19 protein-coding genes and 1 pseudogene are annotated in these 19,745 nt (G+C 53.4%); 9 read left to right on the top strand and 11 right to left on the bottom strand.

Annotation, left to right across the window (positions count from 1 at the left end; translation table 11 throughout):
* The first annotated feature begins 4 nt into the window (after positions 1 to 4).
* From gsiB to gsiD, 3 genes are read left to right on the top strand one after another with little or no spacing between them, the layout of a single operon-like run.
* Complete coding sequence (gsiB, locus tag OGY35_RS16575) at positions 5 to 1,543, top strand: glutathione ABC transporter substrate-binding protein GsiB (RefSeq protein ID WP_286632855.1); 1,539 nt, start codon at positions 5 to 7, stop codon at positions 1,541 to 1,543.
* A 17-nt stretch (positions 1,544 to 1,560) separates the two neighbouring features.
* Positions 1,561 to 2,481, top strand: a complete 921-nt coding sequence (gene gsiC, locus OGY35_RS16570) for a glutathione ABC transporter permease GsiC (RefSeq protein ID WP_286632854.1) — start codon at positions 1,561 to 1,563, stop codon at positions 2,479 to 2,481.
* 2 nt (positions 2,482 to 2,483) lie between these two features.
* Positions 2,484 to 3,395 carry a glutathione ABC transporter permease GsiD gene (gsiD, locus tag OGY35_RS16565; RefSeq protein ID WP_286632853.1) on the top strand — a complete coding sequence of 304 codons (912 nt, stop codon included), beginning with the start codon at positions 2,484 to 2,486 and terminating at the stop codon, positions 3,393 to 3,395.
* Positions 3,396 to 3,480: 85 nt separating this feature from the next.
* Here gsiD and rimO read toward each other — a convergent pair whose 3' ends face one another.
* Positions 3,481 to 4,806, bottom strand: coding sequence for a 30S ribosomal protein S12 methylthiotransferase RimO (gene rimO / locus OGY35_RS16560; RefSeq protein WP_286632852.1), 1,326 nt, complete (start codon positions 4,804 to 4,806; stop codon positions 3,481 to 3,483).
* A 230-nt stretch (positions 4,807 to 5,036) separates the two neighbouring features.
* Here rimO and bssR point away from each other — a divergent pair, with 230 nt between their 5' ends.
* Positions 5,037 to 5,420, top strand: coding sequence for a biofilm formation regulator BssR (gene bssR, locus OGY35_RS16555; protein WP_152405320.1), 384 nt, complete (start codon positions 5,037 to 5,039; stop codon positions 5,418 to 5,420).
* A 106-nt stretch (positions 5,421 to 5,526) separates the two neighbouring features.
* A complete protein-coding gene (locus OGY35_RS16550; RefSeq protein WP_286632850.1) occupies positions 5,527 to 6,654 on the top strand; it encodes a PQQ-dependent sugar dehydrogenase in 1,128 nt (375 codons plus the stop codon).
* Here the strand turns inward: OGY35_RS16550 and OGY35_RS16545 are convergent.
* Positions 6,626 to 7,705: a glycoside hydrolase 5 family protein gene (locus tag OGY35_RS16545; RefSeq protein WP_286632848.1), complete on the bottom strand. Its 1,080-nt coding sequence runs from the start codon at positions 7,703 to 7,705 to the stop codon at positions 6,626 to 6,628. The two genes, OGY35_RS16550 and OGY35_RS16545, sit on opposite strands and share 29 nt — an antisense overlap.
* Positions 7,706 to 7,931: 226 nt before the next feature.
* Positions 7,932 to 8,558, bottom strand: coding sequence for a glutathione S-transferase family protein (locus OGY35_RS16540; protein ID WP_286632846.1), 627 nt, complete (start codon positions 8,556 to 8,558; stop codon positions 7,932 to 7,934).
* Between the two features lie 247 nt (positions 8,559 to 8,805).
* Here OGY35_RS16540 and dacC point away from each other — a divergent pair, with 247 nt between their 5' ends.
* Complete coding sequence (gene dacC / locus OGY35_RS16535; RefSeq protein ID WP_152405316.1) at positions 8,806 to 10,008, top strand: serine-type D-Ala-D-Ala carboxypeptidase; 1,203 nt, start codon at positions 8,806 to 8,808, stop codon at positions 10,006 to 10,008.
* 49 nt (positions 10,009 to 10,057) lie between these two features.
* Here dacC and deoR read toward each other — a convergent pair whose 3' ends face one another.
* Positions 10,058 to 10,816, bottom strand: a complete 759-nt coding sequence (deoR, locus tag OGY35_RS16530) for a DNA-binding transcriptional repressor DeoR (RefSeq protein WP_152405315.1) — start codon at positions 10,814 to 10,816, stop codon at positions 10,058 to 10,060.
* A gap of 71 nt (positions 10,817 to 10,887) precedes the next feature.
* Positions 10,888 to 11,496: an undecaprenyl-diphosphate phosphatase gene (gene ybjG, locus OGY35_RS16525; RefSeq protein WP_286632845.1), complete on the bottom strand. Its 609-nt coding sequence runs from the start codon at positions 11,494 to 11,496 to the stop codon at positions 10,888 to 10,890.
* 293 nt (positions 11,497 to 11,789) lie between these two features.
* Between ybjG and OGY35_RS16520 the strand changes: the two genes are divergently transcribed.
* Positions 11,790 to 13,022: an MFS transporter gene (locus OGY35_RS16520; protein ID WP_286632843.1), complete on the top strand. Its 1,233-nt coding sequence runs from the start codon at positions 11,790 to 11,792 to the stop codon at positions 13,020 to 13,022.
* An 89-nt stretch (positions 13,023 to 13,111) separates the two neighbouring features.
* Here the strand turns inward: OGY35_RS16520 and OGY35_RS16515 are convergent, their stop codons facing one another.
* The gene (locus tag OGY35_RS16515; RefSeq protein WP_286632842.1) at positions 13,112 to 13,924 is read right to left on the bottom strand and encodes a Cof-type HAD-IIB family hydrolase; all 813 of its coding nucleotides are present in this window, start codon (positions 13,922 to 13,924) and stop codon (positions 13,112 to 13,114) included.
* On the bottom strand, positions 13,925 to 15,133 hold the full coding sequence (locus tag OGY35_RS16510) for an MFS transporter (protein ID WP_152405311.1): 1,209 nt from the start codon (positions 15,131 to 15,133) through the stop codon (positions 13,925 to 13,927).
* An 83-nt stretch (positions 15,134 to 15,216) separates the two neighbouring features.
* Here OGY35_RS16510 and OGY35_RS16505 point away from each other — a divergent pair, with 83 nt between their 5' ends.
* Complete coding sequence (locus tag OGY35_RS16505) at positions 15,217 to 15,753, top strand: TetR/AcrR family transcriptional regulator (RefSeq protein WP_286632841.1); 537 nt, start codon at positions 15,217 to 15,219, stop codon at positions 15,751 to 15,753.
* Positions 15,754 to 15,760: 7 nt separating this feature from the next.
* On the opposite strand, the gene OGY35_RS16500 is transcribed toward OGY35_RS16505, so the two are convergent.
* Positions 15,761 to 16,558, bottom strand: coding sequence for an SDR family NAD(P)-dependent oxidoreductase (locus OGY35_RS16500; RefSeq protein ID WP_286632840.1), 798 nt, complete (start codon positions 16,556 to 16,558; stop codon positions 15,761 to 15,763).
* A 279-nt stretch (positions 16,559 to 16,837) separates the two neighbouring features.
* Between OGY35_RS16500 and OGY35_RS16495 the strand changes: the two genes are divergently transcribed.
* Entirely contained in the window at positions 16,838 to 17,245 is a 408-nt protein-coding gene (locus OGY35_RS16495) for a hypothetical protein (RefSeq protein WP_286632838.1), read from the top strand.
* On the opposite strand, the pseudogene OGY35_RS16490 reads toward OGY35_RS16495, so the two are convergent.
* The 3 genes and pseudogenes from OGY35_RS16490 to OGY35_RS16480 form a co-directional block, all read right to left on the bottom strand.
* A pseudogene (locus tag OGY35_RS16490) lies at positions 17,246 to 17,924 on the bottom strand (phage integrase); the annotation flags it as partial.
* Between the two features lie 302 nt (positions 17,925 to 18,226).
* Positions 18,227 to 18,706, bottom strand: coding sequence for an Hcp family type VI secretion system effector (locus OGY35_RS16485; RefSeq protein WP_286632837.1), 480 nt, complete (start codon positions 18,704 to 18,706; stop codon positions 18,227 to 18,229).
* Positions 18,707 to 18,900: 194 nt separating this feature from the next.
* Entirely contained in the window at positions 18,901 to 19,614 is a 714-nt protein-coding gene (locus OGY35_RS16480; protein WP_286632836.1) for a hypothetical protein, read from the bottom strand.
* Positions 19,615 to 19,745 lie beyond the last annotated feature (131 nt).

The following is a 19,745-nucleotide window of genomic DNA, read 5'->3' as shown; positions in this document are numbered from 1 at the left end:
AAAGATGACAAAATTGCTCGCCCGACATTGGCTGCTGGCATTAGGCGCGACGACCGCGCTGGCTGCGTCCCCGGCGTTTGCCGCGAAAGATGTGGTCGTGGCGGTGGGGTCCAACTTCACCACGCTCGATCCGTATGATGCGAATGACACGTTATCGCAGCAGGTCGCGAAGTCGTTTTATCAGGGACTGTTTGGTCTGGATAAAGAGATGAAGCTGAAGAACGTGCTGGCGGAAAGTTACACCGTCTCTGACGACGGTCTGGTGTATACCCTCAAACTGCGTCAGGGGGTAAAATTCCAGGACGGTACCGACTTTAACGCCGGGGCGGTGAAAATTAACCTCGACCGTGCCAGCGATCCCGCCAACAGCCTCAAGCGTTATAACCTGTATAAGAACATCGCCAAAACAGAGGCCGTCGATCCCGCAACGGTAAAAATCACCCTGAAGCAGCCGTTCTCCGCGTTTATTAATATCCTGGCGCACCCGGCGACAGCGATGATCTCACCGGCCGCGCTGGAGAAATACGGGAAAGAGATTGGCTTCCACCCGGTAGGCACCGGTCCTTACGTGCTGGATACCTGGAATCAAACCGATTTTGTGAAGGTGAAGAAATTTGCCGGTTACTGGCAGTCGGGATTGCCGAAGCTGGATAGCATCACCTGGCGCCCGGTCACCGATAACAACACCCGTGCGGCGATGCTGCAAACCGGAGAAGCACAGTTTGCCTTCCCGATCCCCTACGAGCAGGCGGCGCTGTTAGAGAAAAACAAAAATCTGCAACTGGTCGCCAGTCCGTCGATTATGCAGCGTTACATCAGTATGAACGTGACGCAAAAGCCGTTTGACAATCCGAAAGTCCGCGAGGCGTTAAACTACGCTATCAACCGCCAGGCGCTGGTGAAAGTGGCGTTTGCGGGATACGCGACCCCGGCGACCGGCGTGGTGCCGCCGTCGATTGCGTATGCGCAAAGCTACACGGCCTGGCCTTACGATCCGGCAAAGGCACGAGAACTGCTGAAAGAAGCGGGTTACCCGAACGGTTTTAGCACCACGCTGTGGTCATCGCACAATCACAGTACCGCCCAGAAAGTGTTGCAGTTTACCCAGCAGCAGCTGGCGCAGGTGGGGGTTAAAGTGCAGGTGACGGCGATGGATGCCGGTCAGCGCGCGTCTGAAGTTGAAGGGAAAGGGCAGAAAGAGAGCGGTGTGAGAATGTTCTACACCGGCTGGTCGGCCTCGACCGGTGAAGCGGACTGGGCGCTGTCGCCGCTGTTTGCTTCGCAAAACTGGCCGCCAACGCTGTTTAACACCGCGTTTTACAGCAATCCGCAGGTTGATACCGACCTTGCCGATGCGCTGAAAACAACCGATCCGCAAGAGAAAGCGCTGCTGTACAAAGCGGCGCAGGATATCGTCTGGAAAGAGTCGCCGTGGATCCCGCTGGTGGTGGAAAAACTGGTCTCGGCGCACAGTAACAAACTGACCGGTTTCTGGATCATGCCAGATACGGGGTTCAGCTTTGATGATGCAGATTTGAAATAAGCCACAGCGGAAACCTGATGCTTAACTATATTCTCAAGCGCCTTCTGGGGTTGATTCCGACCCTGTTCATTGTTGCGGTGCTGGTGTTTTTATTTGTCCACCTGTTGCCGGGTGATCCGGCGCGGCTGATTGCCGGGCCGGAAGCCGACGCGCAGGTGATTGAACTGGTTCGTCAGCAGCTCGGTCTCGACCGGCCGCTGCACGTCCAGTTCTGGCATTACATGACGAATGTGTTGCAGGGCGATTTTGGACTCTCGATGGTTTCTCGCCGACCGGTCTCGGAGGAGATCGCCAGCCGGTTTATGCCCACGCTGTGGCTGACGTTGACCAGTATGATCTGGGCCGTTCTGTTCGGTATGGCGGCGGGGATTGTCGCGGCGGTATGGCGTAATCGCTGGCCGGATCGCCTCAGCATGACGCTGGCGGTGACCGGGATCTCCTTTCCGGCGTTCGCGTTGGGGATGTTGTTGATGCAGGTGTTCTCCGTGGAGTTAGGCTGGTTGCCGACCGTCGGGGCCGATAGCTGGCAGCACTATATTCTGCCATCTGTCACTCTCGGTGCGGCGGTGGCCTCGGTGATGGCGCGCTTTACCCGCGCCTCGTTTGTCGATGTGCTTAATGAAGACTATATGCGCACCGCACGGGCGAAAGGGGTCAGTGAAACATGGGTGGTGCTCAAACACGGACTGCGCAATGCGATGATCCCTGTCGTCACCATGATGGGGTTACAGTTCGGCTTTTTGCTCGGCGGTTCTATCGTGGTCGAAAAGGTCTTCAACTGGCCTGGTCTCGGACGGCTGCTGGTGGACTCCGTGGAGATGCGTGATTATCCGGTGATTCAGGCGGAAGTCCTCCTGTTCTCACTGGAATTTATTCTTATCAACTTAGTGGTGGATGTGCTGTATGCCGCCATTAACCCGGCTATCAGGTACAAGTAAGGATGCGATTACTTAACTGGCGCCGTCAGGCGATTTTAAATGCCATGCCGATGGTGAAACCCGAACGGGTGCGCACGCCGTGGCACGAATTCTGGCGACGTTTTCGTCGCCAGCATGTGGCGCTGATTGCAGGTCTGTTTGTGCTGTTGCTGATCCTGGTGGCAGTCTTCGCTCGTTGGCTGACGCCCTTTGATGCAGAAAACTATTTCGATTACGACAGGCTGAATGACGGACCGTCGATGATGCACTGGTTCGGCGTGGATTCGTTGGGCAGAGACATCTTCAGCCGCGTGCTGGTTGGCGCGCAAATCTCGCTGGCGGCAGGCGTGTTTGCGGTATTGATTGGCGCGGCCATTGGCACCGTACTGGGACTGCTGGCGGGCTACTATGAAGGCTGGTGGGACCGGGTAATCATGCGTATCTGCGACGTGCTGTTTGCGTTTCCAGGGATCCTGCTGGCGATTGCCGTGGTGGCGGTGCTGGGTAGCGGCATCGCAAACGTGATTATCGCGGTGGCGATTTTCTCCATCCCGGCGTTCGCCCGTCTGGTACGCGGTAATACGCTGGTACTGAAGCAGCAGACGTTTATCGAATCGGCGCGCAGCATTGGTGCCAGCGATACGACGATTATTTTCAGCCATATCCTGCCAGGAACCGTCTCGTCGATTGTGGTCTTTTTTACCATGCGCATTGGCACCTCGATAATCTCAGCGGCAAGCCTGTCATTTCTGGGGCTGGGCGCACAGCCACCGACGCCGGAGTGGGGCGCGATGCTAAATGAAGCGCGGGCGGATATGGTAATAGCACCGCACGTGGCGCTGTTCCCGGCAGTGGCCATCTTTCTGACGGTACTGGCATTTAATCTGCTCGGCGATGGCCTGCGCGACGCGCTGGATCCGAAGATTAAGGGGTGAATCGTAGGCCTGATAAGACGCGTTAGCGTCGCCATCAGGCATTGCCGGATGGCGGCACAAATGCCTTATCCGGCCTACGTTAGCATTAAACGCGCGTGCCCCACAGATCGTACTCGTCGGCGTTTTCCACCTTCACGCGGATCACGTCGCCCGGTTTCACCTTGGTTTCACCATTCAGATAGACCGCGCCGTCGATTTCCGGTGCGTCGGCCATACTGCGGCCAATCGCGCCTTCTTCGTCGACTTCATCGACGATCACCAGAATTTCGCGACCCACTTTCTCCTGCAGGCGTTCAGCGGAGATCTGCTGCTGCAGTTGCATAAAGCGGTTCCAGCGCGCTTCTTTAACCTCTTCCGGTACCTGATCCGGCAGTTCATTGGCACCTGCGCCGTCTACCGGGCTGTATTTGAAGCAGCCTACGCGGTCAAGACGCGCTTCTTTCAGGAAGTCGAGCAGCATCTGGAAATCGTCTTCCGTTTCCCCCGGGAAACCGACAATAAACGTCGAGCGCAGGGTCAATTCCGGACAGATTTCGCGCCATTGTTTAATGCGCGCCAGTTGACGGTCGACCGAGCCAGGGCGCTTCATCAGTTTGAGAATGCGCGGGCTGGCGTGCTGAAGTGGGATATCCAGGTATGGCAGGATCTTGCCTTCCGCCATCAGCGGGATGACGTCGTCGACATGCGGATACGGGTAGACATAGTGCAGACGCGTCCAGATGCCCAGTTTTGACAGTTGTTCGCACAGGCTGACCATACTGGTTTTCACCGGCTCACCGTTATAGAACCCGGTGCGGTGCTTCACGTCTACGCCGTAGGCGGAGGTATCCTGTGAAATTACAAGGATCTCTTTGACGCCCGCATCGACCAGACGTTTTGCTTCGCTCAGCACATCGCCAATCGGACGACTGACCAGATCGCCACGCATCGAGGGAATGATGCAGAAGGTGCAGCGATGGTTGCAACCTTCAGAAATTTTCAGGTAGGCATAATGGCGTGGAGTCAGCTTCACGCCTTGCTCTGGCACCAGGCTCAGGAACGGATTGTGCTTCGGTTTCGGCACGTAGTGGTGGACGTGTTCCAGAACCTGTTCATAGCTATGCGGACCCGTGATTTCCAGCACTTTCGGATGGACTTCACGGATCTGATCTTCTTTCGCACCCAGACAGCCGGTGACGATCACCTTACCGTTTTCATTCAGCGCTTCGCCAATGGCTTCCAGTGATTCCTGCACTGCGCTGTCGATAAAACCGCAGGTGTTGACGATCACCATATCGGCGTCGTCGTAGCTCGGGACAACATCGTAGCCTTCGGTACGCAGTTCAGTCAGGATACGTTCCGAATCGACGAGGTTTTTCGGACAGCCGAGGGAAACGAAGCCGATTTTCGGCTGGTGGGTTACTTTGCTCATAGCTTAAAAATTGTTCAGTTATTGGAATGTTCAGGGCAGGGATTCTACAGAGTTCCGCACAAAAATTGTATTGCTATCTCACCCGATCGGTGAGGGGAAAGCGGCATCGGCTTATAACTAGTATGTAAATAATGTTAATTCTGAGTGAATTGTTGATCCCAGGCATCATTTTGTACAAAAAATAGCCATACTATTAAGTTGCACCATGGCTGGAAGAGGAGGAACGAAGTATGTTCGTTGACAGACTGAGAACCGATCTGCTGAATAAGCTCATCAACGCCAGGATCGACCTCGCTGCGTATCTGCAGCTAAGGATGGCGAAAGGATACATGTCAGTCAGCGAGAATGATCATCTACGTGAGAACTTTTTCGAACTGAACCGCGAGCTGCACGATAAATCGTTGCGCTTGAATCTGCATCTCGATCAAGAAGAGTGGGATGCATTGCACCATGCCGAAGGTGCACTCGCCGCTGCGGCGGTGTGCCTGATGAGCGGACACCACGACTGTCCGACTTTTATTGCCGTCAATGCAGAAAAACTCAATACCTGCCTGACAGCCTTAACGCTGAGCATTCAGAGTTTGCAGGCTCATTCAACGCTTGAAAATGCCTGATTTTCGGGGGGAGGCGACTCCCCCCTTCATCGTTAAGTTTTTGTAAAAATGCCCACCTGACGTTCCTCGCTGACTACGCTTTAACCAGAGTCAACAAGGAGGCGTTATGCGTCGCTCGCTTATCCCTTTAATTCCATTGTGCATTATTCCCTGGTTTACACAGGCCGAAACGCCTCGGGTTAATGTCGAGGTGCTGCAAACCAAACTTGACCATCCGTGGGCGCTGGCCTTTCTGCCAGGCGACAACGGCATGCTTATCACCCTGAAGGGCGGACAGTTGCGCCACTGGCAGGCAGGTAAAGGGCTTTCTGATCCGATCCCTGGCGTACCTAAGGTCTGGGCGAACGGTCAGGGCGGCCTTCTGGACGTGGCGTTGGCGCCGGACTTTAGCCAGTCGCGACGCGTCTGGCTCAGTTTTGCGCAGGCCGATACGCAGGGTAAGGCAGGAACCGCGGTGGGCTATGGTCGACTTAGCGACGATCTTTCGCGACTGGAAAACTTCCAGACCGTCTTCCGCCAGATGCCAAAACTGTCAACCGGCAACCATTTCGGTGGGCGGCTGGTTTTTGATGGCAAGGGCCACCTGTTCATTGGACTGGGAGAAAACAACCAGCGGTCGACCGCGCAGGATCTCGACAAATTGCAGGGTAAAGTGGTGCGTCTGACCGAACAGGGGAAAATCCCGCAGGACAATCCGTTTGTCAATCAGCCGGGGGCGCGTGCGGAAATCTGGTCTTACGGCATCCGCAACCCGCAGGGGATGGCGATGAACCCGTGGAGCGATGTGCTGTGGCTGAACGAACACGGGCCGCGCGGCGGTGATGAGATCAATATCCCTGAAAAAGGGAAAAACTATGGCTGGCCGCTGGCGACCTGGGGTATCAACTACAGCGGGCTTAAGATCCCGGAAGCGCAGGGCGAAAAGGTAGCAGGCACCGAACAGCCCATTTTCTACTGGCAGAAATCACCTGCCGTCAGCGGAATGGCATTTTATAACCGCGAGACGTTCCCCCAATGGCACAAGAAACTGTTTATTGGTGCACTGAAGGAGCAGGATGTGATTGTGATGAGCGTTGACGGCAATAAGGTGACTGAAGACGGACGTATTCTGGGAGAACGGAGGCAGCGGATCCGTGATGTACGCGTCGGGCCTGACGGTTATCTGTACGTGTTAACCGACGAGTCCGACGGCGAGTTACTTAAAGTCAGTCCCCGTTCCGCCGGGAATCCGTAAGCCGTTTCACCAGTTGCATTTCCTCCTCACACCAGGGCGTGCCATCCGGTTTCAGAACATCGTGAAACCACAGTGATTGCGGAACCGGATGAGATTGATTCACACCAGGCCAGGGGATCCAGGTCTGGGTTTTTCCCTGCACCAGTCCCCAGTGATAACAACCTGTATCAAAAGCGCTAAAAAGGGGAAGCTGTTCGCTGAACACGCAGTGGGTATGGCGTGAAAGCCACTCGGTACACAGCACCGGGCGATTAAACTGCGAAAGGGCGCGCAAAATGTCCGACTGCCTGGCGGCAGGCACGTAGGCGTGATAGCTGATGATATCCGAGAGCGCCAGCGCAGCGACGTCGATCGGGTGCTTAAGCGTTCCCCAGCGTTCATGATCCACATGCCATGCACCGACGGTTAATGGTTGTGACGGATCCACGCTGCGCGCCCAGCGAAAAACGGCGTGCACCAGTTGCAGAGCATACTCTTCCAGCGCCACATCCGCTTCGGCATACTCTTGCGGGGAGAGGAAAATTCCCCGGTTGCCGGGTTCATTGTATAAATCCCAGATTGCAATGCGCGTGTCGCGGGAAAAGTGCGTGAGGATATCGCGAACGTAAGCTTCAACCTGCGGCCACTGGTCGGGATCCATCACGATGGCTCTGCCTGGGCTGGCCGCCGCCTGGCTGTTATGCACTCCCGGCGTCGGCGCTTTTTGCGGACCGAACCACGGTTCATCGCCAGAAAAGCCGCAGTCGTCCATCAGCGTCAGCATCACCTGCATCTGGTGACGCGCGGCGACGTCCAGAAACGCGTCAATCCGTGACAGTAACCCCTCCCGGTCGTGCTGCCAGACGATAAACGGCAGGTTGGTCCGTAAGGCGTTATAGCCGTAGCGTTCCGCCCAGGCGAGTTCCTGCTCGATGACCGGTAAATCGAAAGTGTCGGCCTGCCACATCTCGTTCCAGTTGACGGCGGTTCGTGGCAGATAATTAAACCCGCACGCCCATCCATGTTGTTGATACCAGGACTGCGCCCGGGCGGTACTCCATTGGTGTGGCATCGTTGGTCTCCATGCAGATAGTTTGCTTGCTAATGTTTATGAGTTTCGACTTTGCGGCAATGGCCGCAGCGACTTTCTGCAAAGCGCTTCACGAATTCAGTACCGTATTCTGAAAGAGGGTTCTGGAAGGATAATGTGATGAAATATAAAGAAAAAAATGATAGGGGCGAGTGATGGTTTTTAGCGGGAAACGGGCACGCGGCAACAGGCCGCGCGCCGGAATGACTTAGCTGACGGAAATCATGACCGTTTTACGAAACGCCGGGCGCTCGCTGAGCTGCTGATACCAGCGCTCAAGATGTGGACGCGGCGTCCAGGTCAGGCCCACGTTGAACAGGTTGTAGACGAACGGGGCGACGGCGATATCACCGGTGCCAAACTCGTTGCCTGAAAACCAGGGCTGGTTGGCCAGTGCGGCATCAAGTATCGCAAACAGCTCGTCGCAGCGTTTCGCCCCCGCATCAATAGCGGCACGATCGCGCTGTTCCGGCGGCGTTCTCACTAAACCAAAAAGCACCACGCGGTGCGCCGGACTTAAGGTTTGATTCGCCCAGTCCATCCATTTTTCGCCTTCCGCCCGACGCGCCGGAGATTCGACCCACAGACGTTTTTGTCCATACTGTGCCGCCAGATAACGCACGATGGCGTTGGATTCCCACAGCAGCAGGTCGCTTTCATCATCACGCAGCAAAGGCACCAGACCGTTCGGGTTCATCGCCAGATAGTCAGCGTCGTGGTTCAGGCCAAACTGACCGCCTGCCAGGATATGGTTAAACGGCAATTCCAGTTCTTCGAGCGTCCACAACACTTTCTTGACGTTGGTTGAGTTATTCCTGCCCCACAGCGTAATCATAATTACCCCTCAAAAAATGGACAGCCTCAGGGCTGCGTTCACTCCACATGGTGAGATAAACCCAACATTTACGCAACAGCCAACAAAAAATTCCTCTCCGTTGCGGCGTAGCGGGGGGATATTGCATAAACTTTAAAAACTTTACCAACTTACGGTTCACTTACGCTTCTTAGTGCGTTATTACTCACCGCACTTATTATACGGTGGTATGACGTATATTTTTTGAATGGATACTCGGGTGGCATTTATGACGCAATACGTTTCTTCCCTTCGTAATTTCGCAGCGGGTTCAGCACTTTTATTTCTCTTCGCGCCAACGGTGATGGCGGCGGAACAGACGATTGACGCGCCAGGCGTCGATGCGCGCGCGTGGATTTTAATGGATTACTCCAGCGGTAAGGTGCTGGCAGAAGGCAACGCCGATGAGAAACTGGATCCCGCCAGCCTGACGAAAATCATGACCAGCTATGTGGTGGGACAGGCGCTAAAAGCAGGGAAAATTAAACTGACCGACATGGTGACGATAGGCAAAGACGCCTGGGCGACCGGTAACCCGGCGCTGCGCGGCTCCTCGGTCATGTTCCTGAAACCTGGCGATCAGGTGGCGGTTTCCGATCTCAATAAAGGCGTGATTATTCAGTCCGGCAACGACGCCTGTATCGCGCTTGCAGACTATGTTGCGGGCAGCCAGGAGTCGTTTATCGGTTTGATGAACGGCTATGCGAAAAAGCTCGGGCTGACAAACACCACTTTCCAGACGGTACACGGTCTGGATGCGCCGGGCCAGTTCAGCACCGCGCGTGACATGGCGCTGCTGGGTAAAGCGCTGATCCATGATGTACCGGAAGAGTATGCGATTCATAAAGAGAAAGAGTTCACTTTTAACAAGATTCGCCAGCCCAACCGTAACCGTCTGCTCTGGAGTTCCAGCCTTAACGTTGACGGCATGAAAACCGGCACCACGGCGGGAGCCGGATACAACCTGGTCGCGTCGGCCACCCAGGGCGATATGCGGCTTATTTCGGTTGTGCTGGGCACCAAAACCGACCGTATCCGTTTTAATGAATCAGAAAAATTGCTGACCTGGGGCTTCCGCTTCTTTGAGACCGTAACGCCTATCAAACCGGATGCCACCTTTGTGACCCAGCGCGTCTGGTTTGGTGACAAGAGTGAGGTGAACCTGGGGGCAGGTGAAGCCGGTTCCGTGACCATTCCGCGTGGTCAGTTGAAAAACCTGAAAGCCAGCTTTACGCTGACCGAACCGCAACTCACCGCGCCGCTGAAAAAAGGCCAGGTGGTTGGGACCATTGATTTCCAACTGAACGGCAAGTCGATTGAACAGCGTCCGCTGATCGTGATGGAAGCGGTAGAAGAGGGCGGGTTCTTTGGCCGGATGTGGGATTTCGTGCTGATGAAATTCCATCAGTGGTTCGGTAGCTGGTTCTCTTAAGCGTTTGTGGATTGCCGGATAGCGCTGACGCCTGTCCGGCAAGCGGCAATTAGTACATCAGCGTAATCCGCTGTGCTTTGGCGAAGCTGACAAATTCATCGTCAGGGCAACTGTCGCTGATCACCGCGTCAAAGTGCTTTAAATCCCCCATCCGCGCCGGACGGACCTTACCAAATTTGCTGTGATCGACCACCAGCACGTGGTACTGAGCCATCGACATCGCCCAGTGTTTCACCGGCAACTCTTCCAGATTAAAACAGGTCGCCCCTTTACTGATGTGGATGCCCGCCGCCGAGTAGAAGGCAATATCCGGACAGATCGTGTTTAACGTTTCCCTGGCATCAAGCGGTTTGAAAATCGCATTGCTGGCGTGGAATTCGCCGCCAGAGAGGATCGCCCGACAGAGCGGTTTTTCCTGCAACGCCAGAAACGTATTCAGGGAATAGCAGACGGCAGTAAACGGGATGTCATTATCGATCGCTTCGATGATCCACGGTGTGGTGGTGCCGCAGTCAAAAAACAGCGTTTGATGTGGCTGCACCAGATTTGCTGCCAGTTGCGCCGCGCGACGCTTTTCTTCCACCAGACGGGACTTTTGATCGCTGAGCAGATAGTGGCTGGCGCTGCGGGGTTCCAGCACAATATAGCCACCTAACAGCACCACCGGCGCGCTGTTGTTATTCAGGTCGCGACGAATGGTCATTTCAGAGACGCCCAGCAGGGTCGCGGCTTCCTTAAGATGGAGCTTATCGCTGCGTTTCAGTGCCTGCAGCAATTGACCAATACGCTCTTCGCGACGTGTTTCCATAATTCCCCTGGATGAATAATTAAGCGCTCTGTCCGCTACAGAGTGCCTAATATTACTCTTTTTTCCTTCGTTTAGTCACGCACCCAGCCTTTACGAATCGGCAGGGCGAAGCAGATACGGTAACAATATTGCAGGCCACGATAGAGGGCCGGGCCGAATTTTTGCCACAAAATCTGCGCGCTCAGACAGCCGATCATCCCCGCCAGCAGTCCGCCGAGCATGTCGAGCGGCCAGTGTACGCCGAGATACACTCGGGACCAGGCGATGGTCACGGCCAGCGCCATCAGCAGAACGCCGGACCAGAGACGATGCCAGAGTAAAAACGCCAGCGCGAAGGTGAAAATCACCGTGCCATGATCGCTGGGGAACGAGTCATCAGCCGCATGCTGGAGATAATTATAGCCAATGTGATCGGCAAACGGACGGTCGTGCGGGAACAGATGTCCCATTACCCAGGACACCAGCAGGCTGACCACCAGCGCCATCGCCATTTTGACGATCATCTGCCGCTGTGCGCAAACCTGTTCGCGCGGTCCCCACAGCCAGAGGACAACGGCTAACAGCGGGACGATGTTGATCAGATCTTTGGCGATAAAAATGGCAAGGGAAATCATCCACGATGCCGAGTCCGGCGTGGCATTGATTAAGTAGAACAGCGAATAGTTAATATTTTCCAGCATAGCATTCAGACTCAGTACGTTTAATGAATATCCAGGCAGGGCGAGAATAAAAGTGTCCATCCTCGGGGTAAAGAGGGATTGTCTTATTTACCTGTAAATTGAAGGTGTTTCAGACACCGCTCGCGATTTACCCCAGAGTAGCCGCAGTAACTTAGATTAACCTTAAACCCAGGGGCGGATTTTCAATGAGCGTGTAAAAATGTGCGCATTTTGCCTTTACCGGACATAATTCACTATCTCAGGTGAGGCACTTTCATTACACTTTGCGCGATTTTTACTGTCGAAGAGATTGCATGCAAAACCGTTTACAACAAGGTGCCCGTCTTGGACGTCAGGCGCTGCTTTTCCCTCTCTGTCTGGTGCTCTACGAATTTTCCACCTACATTGGCAACGATATGATCCAACCCGGCATGCTGGCGGTGGTGGAACAATTTCAGGCGGGAATAGACTGGGTTCCGACCTCCATGACCGCCTATCTGGCCGGGGGGATGTTTCTGCAATGGTTGCTAGGGCCGTTGTCGGATCGAATAGGTCGCCGTCCGGTGATGTTAGCGGGCGTAGTGTGGTTTATTGTGACCTGTCTGGCCACGCTGTTGGCGCAAAGCATTGAACAGTTTACGCTGCTGCGTTTTTTGCAGGGTATCAGCCTGTGCTTCATTGGCGCAGTGGGCTATGCGGCCATTCAGGAGTCCTTTGAAGAGGCGGTGTGTATCAAAATCACGGCGCTGATGGCGAACGTCGCGCTAATAGCGCCGCTGCTGGGACCCCTGGTGGGAGCCGCCTGGGTTCATGTCCTGCCGTGGGAAGGCATGTTTGTGCTGTTCGCGGCACTGGCGGCAGTCGCCTTCTTTGGCCTACAGCGTGCGATGCCGGAGACGGCCACACGAATCGGCGAACCGCTGTCCCTGAAGACGTTGGGCAGCGATTACAAACTGGTGCTGAAGAATGGTCGCTTTGTCGCCGGCGCGCTGGCGCTGGGATTTGTCAGCCTGCCGCTGCTGGCCTGGATTGCCCAGTCGCCGATTATCATCATCAGCGGTGAGCAGCTCAGTAGCTACGAGTATGGCCTGCTACAGGTACCGATTTTTGGTGCGCTGATTGCCGGGAATCTGGTGCTGGCGCGCCTGACCTCGCGACGTACGGTACGTTCGCTCATCATCATGGGCGGCTGGCCGATTGTGCTCGGGCTGGTTATCGCCGCAGCGGCAACGGTGGTCGCGTCTCACGCCTATCTGTGGATGACGGCAGGACTGAGCGTTTACGCTTTCGGCATCGGCGTGGCAAACGCCGGACTGGTGCGCCTCACGCTGTTCGCCAGCGACATGAGTAAAGGCACGGTTTCTGCGGCGATGGGGATGCTGCAAATGCTGATCTTTACCGTCGGAATTGAGCTGAGCAAATACGCCTGGCTGGGCGGAGGGAACGGCCTGTTCAGCCTGTTTAACCTGGCAAACGGTATCCTGTGGCTGCTGCTGATGTTTATCTTCCTGAAAGATAAACAGGTCGGAAATACGCGGGAAGGGTAATGGTGCCCGCTATCAGGCAATAAAGCCGGATGGCGGTGTAAACACCTTATCCGGCCTGGTGAATGACGCTATTTTAGACCTGGCAGGCGTCAATTAAACGGCGCTTCATTCTTCAGCACGCAATCAATGATGTCCAGGACACCTTCTTTGTTGTTCGAGCCTGCGCGGTATTTCGCGGCCTTCGCCACCACATCCGCCGCATTTTCCATCGCAAAACTGAAGCCCGCCTGGCGTAGCATTTCAAGATCGTTGCCGCCGTCGCCAAACACCACCACGTCGTTATCATCAATTCCCCAACGCTGCTGGAGCAGGCGCAGACCGTTCGCTTTGTGTACGCCGGGGATAATGAGATCGATGCTGCCATAGCCGGTGTGAACAGGCACCATGATATCGCCAATGGCGTCGTGCAGCGCTTGCTGAACTTCCGGGATCCGGTCGTCAGAGATGTTGAGGCCAAATTTGAAAAACACATCATTGATATTGTCGAAGTCATCCACGAACTCAAGGCGGTGATAGTACATACCCGCAGTGGCTTTCATCTCGTCGTTGTACGCTTTCAGGGTATACGCGCTGTTCTTACCGCAGGCGATGATCTCTACGTCGGCACGGGTCAACAGATGATCGACAATGGCGGTAAAGTCGGACTTCGCCAGATCGCCATTGAAGATATCCTGACCTTCGCTCACCACCCAACCGCCGTTTTCGGCGACAAAGGAGATCTCATGGGCAATCTCGGGAAAGAAAGAGATAAGCTGGTAATACTGGTTGCCGCTGGCGACCGCAAAACGAATACCCTGTGCCTTCATCTGCTGATACTGCGCCAGAAAACGTTCGCGATTATAGGTCTTTTGATCGCTCAGAAAGGTGCCATCCATATCGACTGCAATTAACTTAATACCCATTTATCCCTTCTCCATCGCAGATTGCGTAGTTGAATGTGGTTTGGCAACGGCTCTGGCGACAACGGCGGCCAGCAGCACCAGCGCCAGCACCACCAGCATGGCGCTGCGTAAGCCGTAGTGCTCACCGAGGTAGCCCAGCAGCGGAGGGCCAACGAGAAATGCCAGATAGCCGGTGGTTGCCACGACGCTGACGCGCGTGGGTGCATCCGGCCCCGTGTCGCTGGCCGCTGAAATCGTTAACGGGAAGCCGAGCGATGCCCCCAGGCCCCACAGTACCACGGAGACGCCTGCCACCCAGGCGCTGTCGACGAAAATAATCAAACCGATTCCAAGCGCCCCCATCAGGGCGCTGGCGCGCACCACCGCCACGCGACTGTAGCGGTCAATAAACCAGCCGCCGGTAAAGCGCCCGACGGTCATCCCGAGCGTGAAGCCCGCGTAAATCAGTGAACCTGACGTTGGGCTAAACCCGTGGCCGTCCACCATCAGCAGCGGTAACCAGTCGTTGGCGGAACCTTCGGCAAACGCCATCGCCAGCACCACAACGCCAATCAGCAGCAACTGAATATCACGCCAGAAGGGGACGCCTTTCTCTTCGGGATGAGAACCGTCACTGGCGTTTTTGCCTGTTCCGTCGGGAATGGCTTTGATCGCAATAAAAACCGGCGCAATCGCCACCAGTGAGGCCAGCACAATATGGGTGGTTGCCGCGACGCCAAAGGCCGTCAGTGCCATCCCGACGCCCGCGCCCGCCAGCGTGCCGAAGCTGTAAAATCCATGCATCATCGGCAGTACGGTTTTGTTCATCTCACGTTCGACGGCCGCCCCTTCAATATTGATCGCCACTTCCGCGGAGCCAAAACTGGCACCGAACACACCTAAACCCAGCGCAAACAACAGTGGGGAGGTCAACCATAGCGCCAGACTCAGCACCAGCATCCCCACAATCGCGCAGGACATCGTAGTGCGAATCACTTTTCGCGTGCCAAATCGTTTCACCAGCCAGGCCGAACAAAGGATACCGCTCATCGAACCTATTGAGAGGCCAAACAGCACCGCCCCCATTTCCGCCGTCGAGACCGAGAGCGTGTCACGAATGGCTGGCGTACGTGTGGCCCAGGAGGCCATAAGCAGGCCGGGCAAAAAGAAGAACATAAAAAGCGCCCAGGTTCGGCGTTGCAGGGCTTTGCGTGAAGAGATGGCAGTCATAATTCCAGATCGGCAGAAAAGAGAGAAGACAACATTAGCAAGATTGTGTACATTTGTACATAAACCTGTTGAGAGGAATAAACGTGCGACGTGCTAACGATCCGCAGCGGCGAGAGAAAATCGTTGCCGCGACGCTGGAAGCAGTGAAAGTGCATGGCATTCATGCAGTGACGCACCGAAAAATCGCCGCGATGGCCGGCGTGCCACTGGGATCGCTGACCTACTATTTTTCCGGCATCGAAGAGTTGCTGACCGAAGCATTCACGCAGTTTACGCAGACGATGTCCGTGCAGTATCAGGACTTTTTTGCGCAGGTTCCGGACGAAGAGGGGGCATGTCACGCGATCGCCGACATGATCTACAGTTCTCAGGTTACCACGCCGGATAATATGGAACTGATGTATCAACTGTACGCCTTTGCCAATCGCAAACCTGCGTTAAAAACGGTGATGCAAAACTGGATGCAGCGCAGCCAGCAAACGCTCTCCCGGTGGTTCGAACCGGGTACTGCGCGTGCGCTGGACGCCTTTATTGAAGGGATGACGCTGCATTTTGTGACCGACCGGACACCGATGATGCGCGAAGAGATCCTGGTGATGGTTAAACGTATCGCCGGGTGAGGTTCCGTTATCCTGTCGTGGCGCCGGCGGTCATATTCACAATGGTTGCCGTCATGGCGCTGGCGTTATCCGATGCCAGAAAGCTCATGAGCGCGGCGATGTCTGCAAGCGTTGGCAGGCGTTTGAGCATTGTGCTTTGCGCTGCCCCTCCCAGCCATTCTTCTGTTGTTAATCCCATTTCCTGCGCCTTTGCGGCAAAAATTTCCCCGGTATAAGAACCGGCCTGAACGGCATCGACGATCGCATGGGAACGAATGCCGATGACGCGGATATTTCTGGGGGCGAGTTCGGCAGCCAGAGCTTTAACAAACGCTTCTGCTCCTGCACAGCCCACAATGTGACCTGAATGGCCTGCGATCGCCATCGCACCTGCGGGCGCGACGACGCTGAGAATCACCCCCGCGCGTTGACCTCCCATATGCGGCGTAACGGCTTTTGCGATAGTGAACTGAGCGGTGAGGAAGGGGCGGATCCCCTGCATAAACTCGTCCAGGGTTAATTCCGCGACCTCCTTACCCTGGTCGTGCATAAAACCGGTGGCATTGACGACAATATCGAAGCCGCCGCTCCTGCTCGCCAGTTCTGCTACTTGCGTCCTCATCGATTGCTCATCGAGAACATCGATGAGGGCGGTATCAACGGTCCCTGCTGCGGCACGAATTTCATGCGCCACGCGATCCAGTTTTTCCTGACCGCGAGCGACCAGATAAACCTGCGCCCCTTCATGCGCCATATTCCGCGCCACGGCGCTTCCGATAGCGCCGCTACCGCCAAAAATCACAGCGACTTTGTTTTTAAGCAACATAAGGCATTCACCTTCACGGGCCGATAATCAGGAAGTATGGGTGATGAATGGCGGGGTGCAAGGACGGGGTATGAATTTCAGGCAACAAAAAAGCCATTTATGTCAATGGGTTAATGAAAACAAAGACTTGCAGGATAATCAATAATTTAGTTTGGTGGTGAGAAGTGACGATTACGGGGTATTGCCAACCGCTGTCGCCACTTGGCATTTGTTACTTAGCCATTGCTTTAAGTTGAAGTTTATAATGAGCTTCCCACTACAGGGCTACTGGAATGAGCCATGAAACTCTTTTTTGCCTCCATACTTATGTTGTTTTCCCCTCGTAAGGGATTTGAATGGTTCGTCAGAAAATTTTTCCCAAATGAGTACCTTGACCCCAACTTCAACGAGTCATCTTGTCACTTAAGGAGAAAACTGCGTTCTGCTGCCACGTATAATTTCTTCTTTTTCTCAGTCGCAATGGTTGTTATTTGGTACTTTTGGCGGTTTGAATTTTCATGGGTCAATGCTTTTAAGGCAGTTTCCTCATACATTGCACTCACAGTCACTGTAGGGCGGGGCGGATGGAGCCTCCAAACATGGGATGGTAATACTCTCTCAGAGAGAATTGATCAAAGAATTTACAAGATGGCTCAATACACCAATGTAGTGATTTTACTGGTGACGATTTACTACCCTAATAAATAACTATGTTGCCATTGTAGCTAAGGGATTAAAGCGCAGGGCCGTTTCAAGGTGGTCAGGAGCCAGATGAGCATAGCGCATGGTCATTTTTATATCGTGGTGACCCAGGATTTTCTGGAGGGCAAGGATGTTTCCGCCGGACATCATAAAGTGTGCTGCAAATGTATGGCGTAGAACGTGCGTTAGTTGCCCCCGTGGAAGCACGATGGAGGTTTTCTCCATCACAGATAAAAACTGGAAGTAGCAGTCAGTAAAGAACCTTAAGCCGTCAAGGGCAATGATTTCTTCGTATAGTTCTTTGCTGATCGGAATGCTGCGTTCTTTTTACCTTTGGTCCTGACAAACGTGATTCGGTATTTAGTGACTTGGGAGTGTGTGAGATATACAGCTTCGCGCCAGCGTGCTCCGGTAGTCAGCATATCTTTACGACCAGGGCGAGCAGGGGACTTTGGCGGTTGCAGTCGTACAAAAGCTCGGTGATGTGTTCATACGTCAGCCAGGCCATTTCCTTTTCGGCAATAGTGAACTTGCGCATGTTCTCCTGTGGGTTTGGCGCAGTCCATTCTCCAGGGCGGGTCAGCTCGCTAAACACTTCGCTCAGATAGCTTTATTTAAGGTTCATCGTTAGCGGGCTGACGCCTTTTGTCTACTTCTCACTAAAGTAGATTTCACCCGTCAGGCGCCAGGAGGGAAGACGCAGACTACTTTTGGAGTCGATGAAGCTCTGGTGCAGAGATTTTTTATCAAGCTTGTAGCGGACAGTGAGTGTGACGATGTAGAAAAGCGGTTGGCTATCCAGTGGGTTTCTGAGTTGATGAATGAACTGATGGAAAAATTCGTGTTCATGAATACAACCGTTCAATGGCCTGGTTAGTGACAGGAACGTTGCGGGCAGCAGAAAGGGTCTTCTACGTCAAAAACGTTGAATCTTGTCTGTGATCAGGGATGCGGCAGTAGCGATGAAAGAACCTTGGTTGGAAATTTTTAGTATGTCGCCCGTTCGTTCCATGAGTCGGTATAGATAATATTACCGTCGCAGTGCTTCCAGGTTATCTGTCCATAACGCAGTAGGATGGTTTCAAGATGCGTTCCTGTGTTTGCTCCCGGATATAAAACCGGCGTGATAGATGTTAGTTTGACACCTTCAAGAAGAATATTGAAATACTCTTGTTCCAGGCCTGCCTCATTAATTTGGTACATTTTAATTGTGGCAGATTGCAGTGTTTTTCCGGTGCTTAATGCGCGGTAGAGCATTGGTGTAACGCGGTCAAATTCCTTCTGAAACATGATCGGCATATGAACACGAGTGCCTGTCAGTTTACCCGTATTACTATCAACAGGAATGTTAACGTTACGCGTGAATGATTTTAGTTCAATAGCACCTTCGCGGCCCATCACAAGTGATGAGCCAATCATAGGCGAACCATTTTCATCTGTCAGCCATAAATAAGCAGGGTTTGACATAAAAACTCCTTGTGAATTATTTGTTGTATTTATCAAATCTTGCCGTGAATTTCGGCAGGATAATAATAAGTATAATTGTTGATATGATTGTTAGTAGAAACCAGTAATTTGGAAAAAAATGAAGATAAAAGAATCCAAAGGCAATAATACTTACGATAAGAAGCACCTCATTAAACAGTAGTGACAAAATGCTCTTAAACATTATATTTACTCTTTAGTGCATCATAGATTGCATCAAAATCACGATAGACCTTCATCTGAACGTTTTTGATGACATCCGAAAGAATTGGTTCAGCAAAGTAATAAAGCATTTCCAACTGAGCCGCATACAGTATCCTGTAATATTTCGAGTCTAATGCCTTTAGCCTGCGAGCCGCCATGGTACAGTGTTGCTCTGTACCAAAGAGTTGAAAGGCCGTGACTACGTTCGGGACTCTTGCAGCTAAACGTTCAACAACAGCCTGTGCTACAGGGTTGGAGGAGGAAAGTGTTTCAGCAAAAGTAAGGGTTACACCGGATCGTACTGCCCTACTGACTGCACCGCCAGCAACGAGTTTTGTAATCTTTGTATCCGCGCTTCGAACACTGTTTTTCTTATTGCCATTCCTGGTATCTTCTTTAACCATTTCGAAATAGAGATAGAGTATTTGGCCGATCACATCCTGATAACGATAGATGGAATAAATATTCATCCACATTCGTTTTTCTTCGGAGAGCAACTCCTGACAAACGTCCTGATATTTTGGTAGCAAGCAGGAAGAATACCAACTTGATCGTTCAACGCCCGAGTAAAGATCTGACCCGATTCCTTTTAGCGCCTTCCATGTGCTGGTAATACCCTGCTGCCCGTATATAGCTAGCTGGCGATCGCTTTGAAACTTCATCTTTAAATAATCTGACGCCTGCATAAAGATATCCTTACTTTCCTTGTCGCTAATGTTGAATATACGCTGAAAAAACAACAGTTCAAAACTTTTTGTATTGAACGCTGTGATTCATTTGAGATTTGTATTTAAATTATTGCTTTCTAAAATAATAA

Source organism: Citrobacter sp. Ct235 (assembly GCF_030332305.1).
GTDB lineage: Bacteria > Pseudomonadota > Gammaproteobacteria > Enterobacterales > Enterobacteriaceae > Citrobacter_A > Citrobacter_A telavivensis.
Note: the sequence above shows the minus strand (reverse complement) of the source record. Positions and strands in the feature narration are given on the sequence as shown.